Annotated in this window: 12 protein-coding genes; 8 read left to right on the top strand and 4 right to left on the bottom strand. The window is 61.8% G+C overall.

Annotation, left to right across the window (positions count from 1 at the left end; genetic code table 11):
• Positions 1-52: 52 nt before the first annotated feature.
• From amn to HX807_RS24240, 3 genes are all read right to left on the bottom strand, one after another.
• The gene (amn, locus tag HX807_RS24250) at positions 53-1,552 is read right to left on the bottom strand and encodes an AMP nucleosidase (protein WP_172834544.1); all 1,500 of its coding nucleotides are present in this window, start codon (positions 1,550-1,552) and stop codon (positions 53-55) included.
• A 170-nt stretch (positions 1,553-1,722) separates the two neighbouring features.
• On the bottom strand, positions 1,723-3,375 hold the full coding sequence (locus HX807_RS24245) for an acyl-CoA dehydrogenase family protein (RefSeq protein WP_177008848.1): 1,653 nt from the start codon (positions 3,373-3,375) through the stop codon (positions 1,723-1,725).
• 88 nt (positions 3,376-3,463) lie between these two features.
• On the bottom strand, positions 3,464-5,842 hold the full coding sequence (locus HX807_RS24240; protein ID WP_008436587.1) for a hybrid sensor histidine kinase/response regulator: 2,379 nt from the start codon (positions 5,840-5,842) through the stop codon (positions 3,464-3,466).
• A 286-nt stretch (positions 5,843-6,128) separates the two neighbouring features.
• Between HX807_RS24240 and HX807_RS24235 the strand changes: the two genes are divergently transcribed.
• The 4 genes from HX807_RS24235 to HX807_RS24220 all read left to right on the top strand — a co-directional run bounded on the left by HX807_RS24235 (position 6,129) and on the right by HX807_RS24220 (position 9,649).
• On the top strand, positions 6,129-6,926 hold the full coding sequence (locus HX807_RS24235; RefSeq protein WP_177008849.1) for a hydroxymethylpyrimidine/phosphomethylpyrimidine kinase: 798 nt from the start codon (positions 6,129-6,131) through the stop codon (positions 6,924-6,926).
• A gap of 18 nt (positions 6,927-6,944) precedes the next feature.
• Positions 6,945-7,568 (top strand): thiamine phosphate synthase, encoded by a 624-nt coding sequence (gene thiE / locus HX807_RS24230; protein ID WP_177020941.1) that lies wholly within the window; start codon positions 6,945-6,947, stop codon positions 7,566-7,568.
• A 17-nt stretch (positions 7,569-7,585) separates the two neighbouring features.
• Complete coding sequence (gene hemL / locus HX807_RS24225; protein WP_003215470.1) at positions 7,586-8,869, top strand: glutamate-1-semialdehyde 2,1-aminomutase; 1,284 nt, start codon at positions 7,586-7,588, stop codon at positions 8,867-8,869.
• Between the two features lie 225 nt (positions 8,870-9,094).
• Entirely contained in the window at positions 9,095-9,649 is a 555-nt protein-coding gene (locus HX807_RS24220; RefSeq protein ID WP_134327361.1) for a tetratricopeptide repeat protein, read from the top strand.
• Positions 9,650-9,778: 129 nt separating this feature from the next.
• Here HX807_RS24220 and HX807_RS24215 read toward each other — a convergent pair whose 3' ends face one another.
• The gene (locus HX807_RS24215; RefSeq protein WP_003215457.1) at positions 9,779-10,105 is read right to left on the bottom strand and encodes a DUF1820 family protein; all 327 of its coding nucleotides are present in this window, start codon (positions 10,103-10,105) and stop codon (positions 9,779-9,781) included.
• 132 nt (positions 10,106-10,237) lie between these two features.
• On the opposite strand from HX807_RS24215, the gene miaB reads away from it, so the two are divergent.
• From miaB to HX807_RS24195, 4 genes are all read left to right on the top strand, one after another.
• Positions 10,238-11,566, top strand: coding sequence for a tRNA (N6-isopentenyl adenosine(37)-C2)-methylthiotransferase MiaB (gene miaB / locus HX807_RS24210; RefSeq protein WP_003215455.1), 1,329 nt, complete (start codon positions 10,238-10,240; stop codon positions 11,564-11,566).
• Positions 11,567-11,803: 237 nt separating this feature from the next.
• Positions 11,804-12,805 carry a PhoH family protein gene (locus HX807_RS24205; RefSeq protein WP_003215453.1) on the top strand — a complete coding sequence of 334 codons (1,002 nt, stop codon included), beginning with the start codon at positions 11,804-11,806 and terminating at the stop codon, positions 12,803-12,805.
• Positions 12,798-13,271, top strand: a complete 474-nt coding sequence (ybeY, locus tag HX807_RS24200; RefSeq protein ID WP_003215452.1) for an rRNA maturation RNase YbeY — start codon at positions 12,798-12,800, stop codon at positions 13,269-13,271. Before HX807_RS24205 ends, ybeY begins: the two co-directional genes overlap by 8 nt.
• A 27-nt stretch (positions 13,272-13,298) precedes the next feature.
• Positions 13,299-14,138, top strand: a complete 840-nt coding sequence (locus tag HX807_RS24195; RefSeq protein ID WP_003215451.1) for an HlyC/CorC family transporter — start codon at positions 13,299-13,301, stop codon at positions 14,136-14,138.
• Positions 14,139-14,140: the final 2 nt, after the last annotated feature.

Genomic DNA, 14,140 nt, shown 5'->3' with positions numbered 1-14,140 from the left:
GTCAGGACCGACAATGCTAGTGGCCTGACCGTTAAATAACCATCCCAACCGTTTAGCGGAACGGCGGCTCGTCGAAGCTGCGCAGTTTGCGCGAGTGCAGCGAGTTGAGTTCGGTGCGCAATAGATCCACCGCCTCGATGCCGATCTTCAAGTGCTGGCTGACCGCACGCTCATAGAACGCGTTGGCCGATCCCGGCAGCTTGATCTCGCTGTGCAGCGGTTTATCCGACACACACAGCAACGTGCCGTACGGCACCCGCAGGCGGTAGCCCTGGGCGGCGATGGTGCCGCTTTCCATGTCCACGGCCACGGCGCGGGACAGGTTGATCAGCGGCCGTTCCTGGGCCCAGCGCAGCTCCCAGTTGCGGTCGTCGTAGGTCAGCACGGTGCCGGTGCGCAGGCGCTTTTTCAGCTCTTCGCCTTTCTCGCCGGTGACGTTGGCCGCGGCTTGCTGCAAGGCCATCTGCACTTCGGCCAGGGCCGGGATCGGAATGTTCGGCGGCACTACCCGGTCGAGAATCCCGTCGCGACGCATGTAGGCGTGAGCCAGCACGTAGTCACCGATGGTCTGGGATTGACGCAGCCCGCCGCAGTGACCAATCATCAGCCAGCAATGCGGACGCAATACGGCGAGGTGGTCGGTGATGTTCTTGGCATTGGACGGGCCGACGCCGATGTTCACCAGGGTCACACCATGGCCGTCGCTGGCCTGCAAGTGGTAGGCCGGCATCTGATAACGGTGCCAGACCACGCCGGCAGCAATGGCAGACGCCTCGCCGTGGTCCATGCTCTTGTCGATGATCACATTGCCCGGCAGCACCATGCGGATAAAGCGCGGGTCGCTGCGCAACTGTTCCAGGCCATGCACGATGAACTGGTCAACGTAGCGGTGGTAGTTGGTCAGCAAAATCCACGGCTGCACATGGCGCCAGTCGCTGCCGGTGTAGTGCACCAGGCGGCGCAGGGAGAAGTCGACGCGGGCGGCATCGAACAATGCCAATGGCAGCGGGTCGGTGTTTTCCCAGTCGTACAGGCCGTCGGCGATGCCATCGGTGGCGGCAGACAGGTCGGTACTCGGGAACACCCGCGCCAGCGTGGCGGCAGTTACACCGGAGCCGGCCAGTTCGTCACCCTGCTCCACCACGTACGGGTAGGGAATGTTCTGCTGGCTGACGCCCACTTCCACCGTCACGGTGAAGTCGTGCATCAACGGCACCAGTTGCTCCAGCAGGTATTTGCGGAAGGCCGACGGATGGGTGACGGTGACGCTGTAGGTCCCCGGCAACTGAACCTTGGCATACGCCCGGGTGGTCTGTGGGACTTCGCCCTGTACCAAGTAGGTCAGGCGCAGTTCCGGGTAGCGAAACATCGCACGTTGTTCAGCGTCGGGTTCGACGCGGTCTTTGAGGTAGCGCTTGAGGGCTTGATTGAGCGCGCCGGTAGCACGCTCATGGAGAGCCGCCAGCCGATCCACGGCTTCTTCGGCGGTTTGAACGACAACAAAAGCTTCGGTCACGGTAAGCATCCTGTGTTCTGACTTGCAGGCCTTCATCTTGCCTGTATCCCTGGCGCACTGGAACACCGGAATTGGAATGCGATCAATAATGTGGGAGCGGCGGTGCGACGATTCGACTTGCTCGCGAATGCGGTAGGTCAGCACATGTATTGGCTGATCCACCGCCTTCGCGAGCAAGCCCGCTCGCACATTTTGCCCGCATTCATTCAGAGGATTTGAGGTGTCGACCGGGCGACGATGGCCTCCACATCCACACCGCGCGGCAAGGTGCCATAGACCCGGCCCGACGACTCGCCCAGTCGGCTGGCGATAAAGCCATCACTCACACTGGCATTGCCCGCCTCCAGCAGCAGCTTGGCCTGCAACGCCACCGCAATGTCCTCGGTCAATTGCCGGGCACGGTATTGGATGTCCTGGGTGTCCATGAACGCCGACTTCAACTGCTCGATATGCCGCGCCAGGTGCTTGTGGCCATGACCATCCCCCAGCTCGACAAACAGCGCCTCCAATACGCCCGGTTCTTTGGACAGGGCCCGCAGCACATCCAGGCATTGCACATTGCCGGAACCTTCCCACGTCGAGTTGACCGGCGCCTCACGGTACAAGCGCGGCAGGATACTGTCCTCGACATACCCCGCACCGCCCATGCACTCGGCGGCTTCGTTGATCATCGCGGGCGCGCGCTTGCAGATCCAGTACTTGCCCACCGCCGTCACCAGCCGGGCGAATTTGGCTTCCTGTTCGTTATCCAGATGGTCCAGCGCGCGCCCCATGCGCATGCTCAAGGCCAGGGACGCCTCGCTTTCCAGGGCCAGGTCGGCCAGTACGTTCTGCATCAACGGTTGCTCGCTGAGCACCCGGCCACCTACCAGGCGGTGAGCGCAATGATGGCTGGCCTGGGTCAGCGCCTGGCGCATCAGGGCGCTGGAGCCGACCATGCAATCGAAGCGGGTCATCGCCACCATCTCGATGATGGTCGGTACGCCGCGCCCTTCTTCGCCGATCATCCAGGCCAGCGCGCCACGAAACTCCACTTCGCTGGAAGCGTTGGAGCAGTTGCCGAGCTTGTTTTTCAGGCGCTGGATGTAGAACTCGTTGCGGGTGTCATCCGGGCGGTGCCGGGGCAGCAGGAAACAGGTCAGGCCCTTGTCGGTCTGGGCCAGGGTGAGGAAGCCATCGCACATCGGCGCGGAGCAGAACCACTTGTGCCCCACCAGCTCATACGCCTGGCCCGGGCCGCCGGCGCCCACCGGGTAAGCGCGGGTGGTGTTGGCGCGCACGTCGGTGCCACCCTGTTTCTCGGTCATGGCCATGCCGATGGTGGCGCCGGCCTTGTGGGCGATGCCGACGTTGCGCGGGTCGTATTCGGTGGCGAGGATTTTCGGCAGCCAGGTTTCAGCCAGGTCTGGCTGCAGGCGCAGGGCCGGGACGCAGGCGAACGTCATGGTCAGCGGGCAGCCGGTACCGGCTTCGGCCTGGCTGTGCAGGTAGGTCATCGCCGCGCGGGCCACATGGGCGCCGGATTGCGGATGGGCCCACGGCAACGACGGCAGGCCGTGTTCGACGGCGGTGCGCATCAGTTCGTGGTAGGCCGGATGAAACTCCACCAGGTCGATGCGATGGCCAAACCGGTCATGGCTGTTGAACACCGGTTTGTTCTGGTTGGCCAGGAACCCGGCTTCCATCAGCGGCCCGCCCGCCAGCGCACCATAGGTGTCGATGCGCTGCTCGGCCCAGCCGGCGCCGAAGCGCCGCGACCAGTCTTGCAGCGGCAAGTCGATACGGTACAGATTGGTGCCGTCGAGGGACGGTGGCTGGTTGGTGACGTCGTGGGTTTCGGCGAACTGGTGCAGGTGCATGACGGGCCTCCTGAAAAAAGGCCACGTTCATTGAGGCCTGAATTTCAGTTAAGCACCGTCACCCGGGTTAAAAAAGTGGCATAAACGCCTAATTGGCGGCGCTTTCACCCTCAACCATATGCAACAACCGCAGTTGCAGCACCCGTTGCAGGGCCTCGAAACGTACCGGTTTGGCCACTCGGTCGGTGATACCCACGCCGTGGCAGCGCTCGCGTTCCGGGGCTTGTAACGAGGTGCTCAAGGCGATCACCGGCAGCTCACCACAGCCGGGCAACGCACGGATCTGGCAGCACAGCGAAAAGCCGCCCTCGGGCACATCCAGCAACACTGCGTCGAAGGTTTGGCTCTGCAGCAACGCCAGGGCGGCCGGCCCATTGTCGACGGTTTTCACCCGATAACCGAGCTTGAGCAACATGCCGCGCACCACCAGTTGCGCCACGCTGTTGTCGTCCACCAGCAGCACCGTGCACTCCTGCGGCGTGCGTTGCGCCTGCGGTACTCGCCGCACGGCAGCCGGTTCTGGCTGGACGGGGCTGACTGCAAGTTCCAGCTGGAAGCGACTGCCGCGCCGCGGCTCGGAATTGTGGGTGAGGCGCCCACCGAGCAACTCGATCAATTGCCGGCAGATCGCCAGGCCAATGCCCATGCCGCCGTATTGGCGAGTGGTCGAGCCATCGAGCTGGAAGAAGCGCTGATACAGGGTCGCCTCATCGAGGTAGGCGAAGCCGATGCCGGTGTCAGTGACAATGAAGGTCAGGCGCAGCGTTCCGTCCGCCTGGGGCACACCGACCACCCGCACACGCACCGAGCCCTCGTGGGTGAACTTGAAGGCATTGTCCAACAGGCAATCCAGGCACTGCGCCAGCTTGCCGGGATCACCGTTGATGCGGTCCGGCAGGTCTTCTGCCAGATCAATGGAGAACGCCAACCCTTTGTTCTGGGCGCTGGCCGCGAACTGCTGGCGCAAGGTGTCGAGCAGCCCACGCAGGCTGAACACTTGGGGTTGCGGGCTGAGGCGCCCGGCCTGCAATTCGGTGAGGGTGAGGATGCCGTTGACCATGCGCATCATCTCGCGGGCCGCACCGGAGGCGGTTTGATGGTACTGCGCGAGGTCGCCTGGCAGCGGCTCGGTCTGCATCAATTCCAGGGAGCCGATCACACCGTTCATCGGCGTGCGCAGCTCGTGGGTCAAGGTGGCGAGGAATTCATCCTTGAGCTGGTTGCTGTGGGCCAGTTGCGTGTTGAGCACTTCGAGTTTCTGGCTGGCGTCGAACAGGATTTGCGCCTGTTGCTCGCGCATCGAATTGATCCGGTCGGCCAGCGCCAGGGACAGCAAGGCCACTTCCAGTGCCGAGCCGATCTGGCTGGCGTACATCGTGAGGAACACATTGGGCAGGTAGCCCAGCACCATCATCGTATTGACTACACCGCCCAGCAGGAACGCGGTCCAGGCGATGATGAAGTAGCGCGCCATGCGCTGGCCGCAATACCAGGCCTTGATGGCCGCGACGAAGATGGTCACGGTAAAGACCAGCGCCAGGGCGGTGGCCAGGCGCAGCGCCAGCGCATAACTGGTGAACAGGGCCAGCACCATCACCACCCCGCCGCTGACCGCCAGGGCCAGCAACAGCCGGTTGATCCAGCGACTGTAAAGCGCGGTGTGCAGGAAACTGCGGGCAAAGAGGCTGCCGAACAGCGCCGCCGAACCGATCAGGAAGGGCACCGCCGCGTTCGCCCACCACGGGTTATTCGGCCAGAAATACTGCACGGCCACACCGTTCACCGACAGCTGATACAGGCCGAACGAGGCGATATAGAGGATGTAATAGAGGTAGCTGGTGTCGCGCACGCTCAGGTAGATGAACAGGTTGTAGATCAGCATGCCGAGCAACACGCCGTAGATCACACCCAGCACGTACAGGCGCAATGGCTGTTCTTCGAGGTACGCGGTGGTGGACCAGAGGGTCAGCGGTGCCTGGATCGAGCCCTGGCTTTGCAGGCGCAGGTACAGGGTTTCCTGCTGGCCAGGGACGAAGTCGAGCTTGAACAGGTAGTTGCTCTGGCGGATTTCGCGGCTGGAAAACGGCAGGATGCTGCCGGTGCGCGACACCAGTCGATAGTTGCCGACACTGTCAGGCTCGTACAGCTCCAGTTGGTTCAACGGCGGGTAAGCCAGTTCCAGCAGCCAGCGGCGCGGGGCATCCGGGCGCTGTGCACGGTAATGCAAATCGACCTTGAGCCAGAACACCGAGCGCGAATAGCCGGCATTCAATGTGGCTTTGTCGTGGGTCTTGAAACGACTGGCGAGGACCGGCGAGCTGATATCGCCAATGGTCAGGGCGCCACTGGGGTCCTCAAGGACTTGCATCACTTGGCCCAGGGGCAACCGCGTGGTGGTCTCGTTGAACTCGACTGCGCCGGCCAGCATCGGCAGCCCGGTCAACAGTAACATCAGCAAATAGCGCATAGAGCCCCAGCGTGACCTGTCCGGTTATGTCAAAAGCCTCCATTCCTTTTGAGCAGACGTAAACCGGCGATACAGTTATTGGTTTGAATCCACTCTAGCATAGCCATTACAGGCCAAAAGACACCATTGAAATAATTTTTTGAAAGGCTCTAGAGCGGGCATTACAGGGCATTTGACCTGTATTTCAAGATGATAGCAAACAGCCACTTCCACCGTCCCCTCCGCTAAAAATTCAACCATCGCCCGACAGCCACCCAAAAAGCGTTTGGTGGTAAGCTCGCGCACCATGAATATCTACAGCTCTCGCCCCGTTGTCCTCTGTCTCTCCGGCCATGATCCCAGTGGTGGCGCCGGCTTGCAGGCAGATATCGAAGCCCTGCTCGCCCAGGGCTGTCATGCGGCCCCGGCCGTCACCGCGCTGACTGTGCAGAACACCGTCAACGTCAGCGATTTCCGCGTGCTGGATCGCGAGTGGGTGCTGGCCCAGGCCAACGCCGTGCTCGGTGACTCCGAAGTGGCCGCGGTGAAACTGGGCATGCTCGGTTCCCTGGAGATGGTCGACACCGTGGTCGAACTGCTCAAGGCGCACCCGCATTTGCCGGTGGTCTGCGACCCGGTGCTGCGTGCCGGCGGCGGCGGCAGCCTGGGCAAGGACGAGGTCGGCTACGCCATGCGCGAGCGGCTGTTGCCGCTGTCGATGATCGCCACCCCCAACCTGCCTGAAGCACGCATCCTCGCCGAATTGCCCGAGGGCACGGCGGACGAATGCGCAGCGAAACTGCTGCCGTTCATCAAGCACCTGCTGATCACCGGCGGCCATGGCGACGAGCACGAAGTGCACAACCGCCTCTACAGCCGCGACGGCACGCACCAGACCTTTACCTGCCAGCGCCTGCCCGGCAGTTACCACGGTTCGGGCTGCACCCTGGCCAGCGCGCTGGCCGGTCGGTTGGCACAAGGCGAAGGGTTGGTCAGCGCGGTGCAATCGGCCCTCAACTACACTTGGCGCACCCTGCGTGACGCTGAACAACTCGGCCAGGGGCAATTCGTGCCTCGTCGTCTGCCGTTGGATTTCTGCTCGTAACACCAAGAGGCCTGCCCGATGAAACTACGTGGCCTTTATGCCATTACCGACAGCCAACTGTTGGCCGGCAAGTTCCTGGCCTACGTCGAAGCGGCGTTGGACGGTGGCGTGACCCTGCTGCAATACCGCGATAAAAGCAGCGACGAAGCGCGCCGCCTGCGGGAAGCCGAAAAACTGCGAGAGCTGTGCTCGCGCTACAAGACCCAACTGATCATCAACGATGACGCCGAACTGGCCGCACGCCTCGGCGTCGGCGTGCATCTGGGCCAGACCGACGGCCCGCTGACCCCGGCCCGTGCGCTGCTCGGTTCCAAGGCGATCATCGGCTCCACCTGCCACAGCCAGATCGAACTGGCCGAGCAGGCTGCCCGCGAAGGTGCCAGTTATGTCGCCTTCGGCCGCTTCTTCAATTCCAACACCAAGCCCGGCGCGCCGGCAGCCACCGTTGAACTGCTGGCCCAGGCCCGCGCGCGGTTGCACCTGCCGATCTGCGTGATCGGCGGCATCACCCTGGAAAACGCCGAGCCGCTGGTGGCCCACGGTGCCGACTTGCTGGCAGTGGTCCACGGCCTGTTTGGTGCCGACAGCACCCAGGAAGTCACGCGCCGCGCCCGCGCTTTCAACGATCTTCTAAAATCTTGAATTCAGAGAACACGATCATGTCCCGTTCCGAAACCCTGTTTGCCAATGCCCAGAAACACATCCCCGGCGGTGTGAACTCTCCCGTGCGAGCGTTCAAGAGCGTTGGCGGCACCCCACTGTTCTTCAAGCATGCCGAAGGCGCCTACGTCACCGACGAAGATGACAAGCGCTACGTCGACTACGTGGGTTCGTGGGGCCCGATGATCCTCGGCCACAGCCATCCGGAAGTACTGGACGCGGTGCGCCAGCAGCTGCAACACGGCCTTTCCTATGGCGCACCGACCGCCATGGAAACCGAGATGGCTGACCTTGTGTGCTCCATCGTGCCCTCCATGGAGATGGTGCGGATGGTCAGCTCCGGCACCGAAGCCACCATGAGCGCGATACGCCTGGCCCGTGGGTTTACCGGCCGCGACAGCATCATCAAGTTCGAAGGCTGCTACCACGGCCACTCCGACAGCCTGCTGGTCAAGGCCGGTTCCGGTGCGCTGACCCAGGGCGTACCGAGCTCCGCCGGGGTGCCGGCCGCGTTTGCCAAACATACCCTGACCCTGCCGTTCAACGACATCGCTGCCGTCGAGCAGATGCTCAGCGAAGTCGGCCAGGAAGTGGCGTGCATCATCGTCGAGCCGGTGGCCGGCAACATGAACTGCGTACCGCCGGCGCCGGGTTTCCTGGAAGGCCTGCGGGAACAGTGCGACAAGCACGGCGTCGTGCTGATTTTTGATGAAGTGATGACCGGCTTCCGCGTTGCCCTCGGCGGCGCCCAGGCTTACTACGGCGTCACGCCGGACCTGAGCACCTTCGGCAAGATCATCGGCGGCGGCATGCCGGTGGGCTGCTTCGGCGGCAAACGCGAAATCATGCAACACATCGCGCCGCTGGGCCCGGTGTACCAGGCAGGCACCCTGTCGGGTAACCCGCTGGCCATGGCCGCCGGCCTGACCACCCTGCGCCTGATCAGCCGCCCGGGCTTCCACGCCGAGCTGACCGACTACACCACTCGCCTGCTGGACGGCCTGCAACAGCGCGCCGATGCCGCCGGCATTCCGTTCGTGACCACCCAGGCGGGCGGCATGTTCGGCCTGTACTTCAGCGGCGCCGACGACATCGTCACCTTCGACGATGTGATGGGCAGCGATGCCGACCTGTTCAAGCGCTTCTTCCATCTGATGCTGGAAGGTGGCGTGTACCTCGCCCCGAGCGCTTTTGAAGCCGGCTTCACCTCGATCGCCCATGGTGATGCCGAGCTGAAACTGACCCTCGATGCCGCCGAGCGCGCCTTCGCCGCCTTGAAATAAGCGGCGCAAAAATCCGACGTCGCCCCTGGCGGCGTCAGATTTGCTACTTTGCTTACAGGCATTTCCGTCTTTTTTCGAGAATTCACCTGCAATCCGGCAGATAACTTGCCCACGCAGCAGAAAAACGAGTAAAGACTTTGTAAGCAGGTGCCTGCTTATTTCATAATGCGCGCTTATTGGATCCCCCCGTGGGTCCCGCGCCCCGTCAGAGGTAAGTCGATTCCCATGAAACGCACCGGCCGCACCCTGGTTCTGGGCTGCCTGTTGCTCCTTCAGCCGCTGCTGGCGTATGCCCAGGCAGGCGGCAACTCGTTGTTAATCCCAGCGATGGGTCGTTGCACCCTCAATACCCAGCCGGAAAGCCAGGCCGAAGCCCTGAGCGCGTGCCAGAAACAGGCCGAAGGCGGGGATGCGCAGGCGCAATACGAGTTGGGCGAGTACTTCTACGACAGTAAAAACCCCGCACGCGACCTCAACAAAGCCTTGAGCTACTTCGAGAAAGCCTCGTTGCAGGGCCACGCCCAGGCGCAATTCCAGCTGGGCACCATGTTTTTCCACGGCGAAGGCGTACCGGCCAATAACGTCCAGGCGTACATCGTGCTGAAAATGGCGGCGGTGAACGGCGCCGAAGATGCACTGGACACGGCCGACGAAGTGGCCGAACACATGCAGCGCGACGAACTGGAAGTGGCTACCCAAGTGCTGGGACAGATTTTCCGCAACTACCTGCAGGAACTGCAGAGCGCAGATGGCAGCTCGCCGTTTTCGCCGCTGCCCTGAGTTTTGTAGCGCCTTTACTACCGCCTTCGCGAGCAAGCCCGCTCCCACATTCGACTGTATTCCAAAGGTGGAACTCGGTCGAATGTGGGAGCGGGCTTGCTCGCGAAGGGGTCGGCGCGGTGTTAAGCCTTACTTCTCAGGCATCGGCATCGGAAACGGCATGACATTGCTCATGCCCCGGGCCTCGCTGATTTTCGGCGTGCCCAGGCGCTCGACTTCGTCGATGCGCACGATCGAATGCATCGGCACAAAACTGCGCACCACGCCTTCGAACTGAGCCTTGAGTTTTTCCTCGCCCGGGTCGACGACCAGCTGCGTGCGCTCGCCAAAGACGAACTCTTCCACTTCCAGGAAGCCCCACAGATCACTTTGATAGATCTGCTTGGCGTACATTTCGAACACCTGGCCCTGGTTAAGGAAAATCACCTTGTAGATTGGAGCTTCACGTTTGGTCATGGTGGGCGGGTAACACATCGGGGGATTTAAAAGAGGGCGCGAACTATAGCATGGCGTCCGATGCACAGTGCTAGGAACCTATCGGCATGCCCCCTATAATGCGCGGTTCTTTACCACCAGTTGACGATCCCCATGGCCAAGAAGCTTTACATCGAAACCCACGGTTGCCAGATGAACGAGTACGACAGCTCGCGCATGGTCGATCTGCTGGGTGAACATCAGGCCCTGGAAGTCACCGCTCGCGCTGAAGACGCCGATGTGATCCTGCTCAATACGTGCTCGATCCGCGAGCGGGCCCAGGACCGGGTCTACTCGCAGCTGGGCCGCTGGCGTGAACTGAAACTGGCCAACCCGGACATGGTGATCGCCGTCGGCGGTTGCGTGGCCAGCCAGGAAGGCGCCGCCATTCGCGACCGCGCACCGTACGTCGACGTGGTCTTCGGCCCGCAGACCCTGCACCGCCTGCCGGAAATGATCGACGCCGCGCGCATCACCAAGCTGCCGCAAGTCGACGTCTCGTTCCCGGAAATCGAAAAATTCGACCATTTGCCTGAGCCGCGCATCGACGGCCCAAGCGCTTATGTGTCGGTAATGGAAGGCTGCAGCAAGTACTGCACCTTCTGCGTGGTGCCATACACCCGCGGCGAAGAAGTCAGCCGCCCGTTCGACGACGTGCTGGCAGAGATCATTCACCTGGCCGAGAACGGCGTGCGTGAAGTGACCCTGCTGGGACAGAACGTCAACGGCTACCGTGGCCAGACCCACGACGGGCGCCTGGCGGACCTCGCGGAGTTGATCCGCGTAGTGGCCGCCGTCGACGGGATCGAGCGGATTCGCTACACCACCTCGCACCCGCTGGAGTTCTCCGACAGCCTGATCCAGGCCCACGCCGAAGTGCCGGAGCTGGTCAAGCACCTGCACTTGCCGGTGCAATCGGGCTCGGACCGCATTCTCTCGGCCATGAAGCGCAACCACACCGCCCTGGAATACAAATCCAAATTGCGCAAATTGCGTGCGGCGGTGCCGGGGATCTGCATCAGCTCGGACTTTATCGTCGGCTTCCCAGGGGAAACCGAGAAAGATTTCCAGCAGACCATGAAGTTGATCGAAGACGTCGGCTTCGACTTCTCCTACTCCTTCGTCTACAGCCAGCGCCCGGGCACCCCGGCGGCTGACCTGCTCGACGAAACCCCGGAAGCGTTGAAGAAGGAGCGTTTGAACGCCCTGCAACACCGCCTCAACCAGCAGGGTTTCGAGATCAGCCGACAGATGGTTGGCTCGACCCAGCGTATCCTGGTGACCGACTACTCGAAAAAAGACCCTGGCGAATTGCAGGGCCGGACCGAGAACAACCGGATCGTCAACTTCCGCTGTGATAATCCGACGCTGATCGGGCAGTTCGCCGACGTGCACATCGACGCGGCACAACCGCACTCGCTGCGCGGTTCGCTGATTAACTGAGACTCCGGTTTTCAAGGCAAATGAAGATCAAATGTGGGAGCTGGCTTGCCTGCGATTGCGATACAACAGGCAGCATATATTTCGGCCGTGCCGGCCCCATCGCAGGCAAGCCAGCTCCCACAGTGGATCCCCGTTGTTCTTGAGAGCGGGCCCGGGCTATATAAGTGCTTTCGCACGCAGCCTGCTGGCGTTATCCTTGATTTCATCTTAATTGCCCCAGGGCGGCTAAAAACGACCTTGAACGCACCCATAGAACCACATCGTTTTCTCCTCGAGCCCTTTGAGGCTCGCCGTTTCGCCAATCTGTGCGGACAGTTCGACGAGCACCTGCGCCTGATCGAACAACGCCTGAGCATCGAGATCCGCAACCGCGGCAATCAATTCGAGCTGATTGGTGAACCCCAGCACACCACCTCGGCAGAAAACCTTCTGCGCCGCCTCTACCGGGAAACCAAAGGTAGCGAGCTGTCGCCGGAAACGGTGCACCTGTACCTGCAGGAATCCGCCGTGGAGGACCTGGCCAATAACCCGGTAGCCGAAGCCAGCGTCGCGTTGCGCACCAAGAAAGGCATGATTCGCCCTCGCGGCTTGAACCAGCAGCGCTACGTCAAAGAGATCCTGGGCAACGACATCAACTTCGGCATCGGCCCTGCCGGTACCGGCAAGACCTACCTTGCCGTGGCCTGCGCGGTCGACGCCCTGGAGCGCGAGCAGGTGCGACGCATCCTGCTGGTGCGTCCGGCGGTGGAAGCCGGCGAGAAGCTGGGCTTTTTGCCCGGCGACCTGGCCCAGAAGATCGACCCGTACCTGCGCCCGCTCTACGACGCGCTCTACGAGATGCTCGGCTTCGAATACGTGGCCAAGCTGATCGAGCGCCAGGTGATCGAGATCGCCCCGCTGGCCTACATGCGTGGCCGTACGCTGAACAACAGCTTCATCATTCTCGACGAAAGCCAGAACACCACCGTTGAGCAGATGAAGATGTTCCTGACCCGGATCGGTTTCGGCTCCACCGCCGTGATCACCGGCGACGTCACCCAGGTCGACCTGCCCAAAGGCACCAAGTCGGGCCTGGCCCAGGTGATCGACGTACTCAAGGACGTGCCGGGGATCAGCTTCACGCACTTCATGCCCAAAGACGTGGTACGTCACCCGTTGGTGCAGCGCATTGTCGAAGCCTACGAGCGCTTCGAACACCGCGACGACCAACCGGCCAAGGACACTCGCCGCGATGCTTGAGCTTGACCTGCAGCTGGCCACCGAAGCGCCCGCCCCCAGCGAAGAACAGTTCCGCCAGTGGTGCACCCTGGCCCTGCGCCAGCGCACCGCCGACTCGGAGCTGACCATTCGCCTGGTGGACGAGCCCGAAGGCCGTGAACTGAATCACACCTGGCGACAAAAAGACTACGCGACCAACGTGCTGTCGTTTCCCGCCGACGTACCCGATGAGCTGCTGGATATCCCGTTGCTGGGCGACCTGGTGATCTGCGTCGAAGTGGTCGAGCGTGAAGCAAAGGAACAGGGCAAGGAACTTGAGGCCCATTGGGCCCATCTAGTCATCCACGGCTGCTTGCATCTCTTGGGTTACGACCATATAGACGATGACGAAGCCGAAGAAATGGAAGCACTGGAACGAACGTTGCTTGCAGAACTGGGTCATCGTGACCCGTATGCAGACGACGAAATTGCAACTACACCTAACTGAAACAATAAAGGATTTAGAGTAATCGCTATGAGCGAAGACCGATCGAGCAACGGGCAAAAGTCATGGCTGGGGAAACTCACCCAGGCCTTTGCCCACGAGCCGAAAAACCGCCAGGAGCTGCTGGAGCTGCTGCGCGAGGCGCATCAGAACAAGTTGCTGGACAGCGAAGCGCTGGCCATCGTCGAAGGCGCCATCCAGGTCGCTGACTTGCAAGTGCGGGACATCATGGTTCCGCGCTCGCAGATGGTCAGCATCAAGGCGACCCAGACCCCACGGGAATTCCTCCCGGCCGTCATCGATTCGGCGCACTCGCGCTACCCGGTGATCGGCGAAAGCCATGACGACGTCATGGGCGTCCTGCTGGCCAAGGACCTGCTGCCGCTGATCCTCAAGGAGAACGGCGACAGCTTCAACATCAAGGACCTGCTGCGTCCTGCCACCTTCGTCCCTGAATCCAAGCGCCTGAATGTGCTGTTGCGCGAATTTCGTGCGAACCACAATCACATGGCCATCGTGATTGACGAGTACGGCGGTGTAGCGGGTTTGGTGACCATCGAAGACGTGCTGGAACAGATCGTCGGCGACATCGAAGACGAGCACGACGTCGAAGAAGACAGCTACATCAAGCCGCTGCCCAGCGGTGATTTCCTGGTCAAGGCCCTGACGCCGATCGAGAACTTCAACGAGTTCTTCGACAGCGAATTCTCCGACGATGAGTTCGACACGGTTGGCGGCCTGGTGATGAGTGCGTTCGGGCACCTGCCCAAGCGTAACGAGACCACCGAGATCGGTGCCTATCGCTTCCGCATCCTGAATGCTGACAGCCGCCGTATTCACTTGATCCGTTTGACACCTATTGCCCGCTAAGG

The organism is Pseudomonas sp. D8002 (assembly GCF_013385695.1).
Taxonomy (GTDB): domain Bacteria; phylum Pseudomonadota; class Gammaproteobacteria; order Pseudomonadales; family Pseudomonadaceae; genus Aquipseudomonas.
Note: the sequence above shows the minus strand (reverse complement) of the source record. Positions and strands in the feature narration are given on the sequence as shown.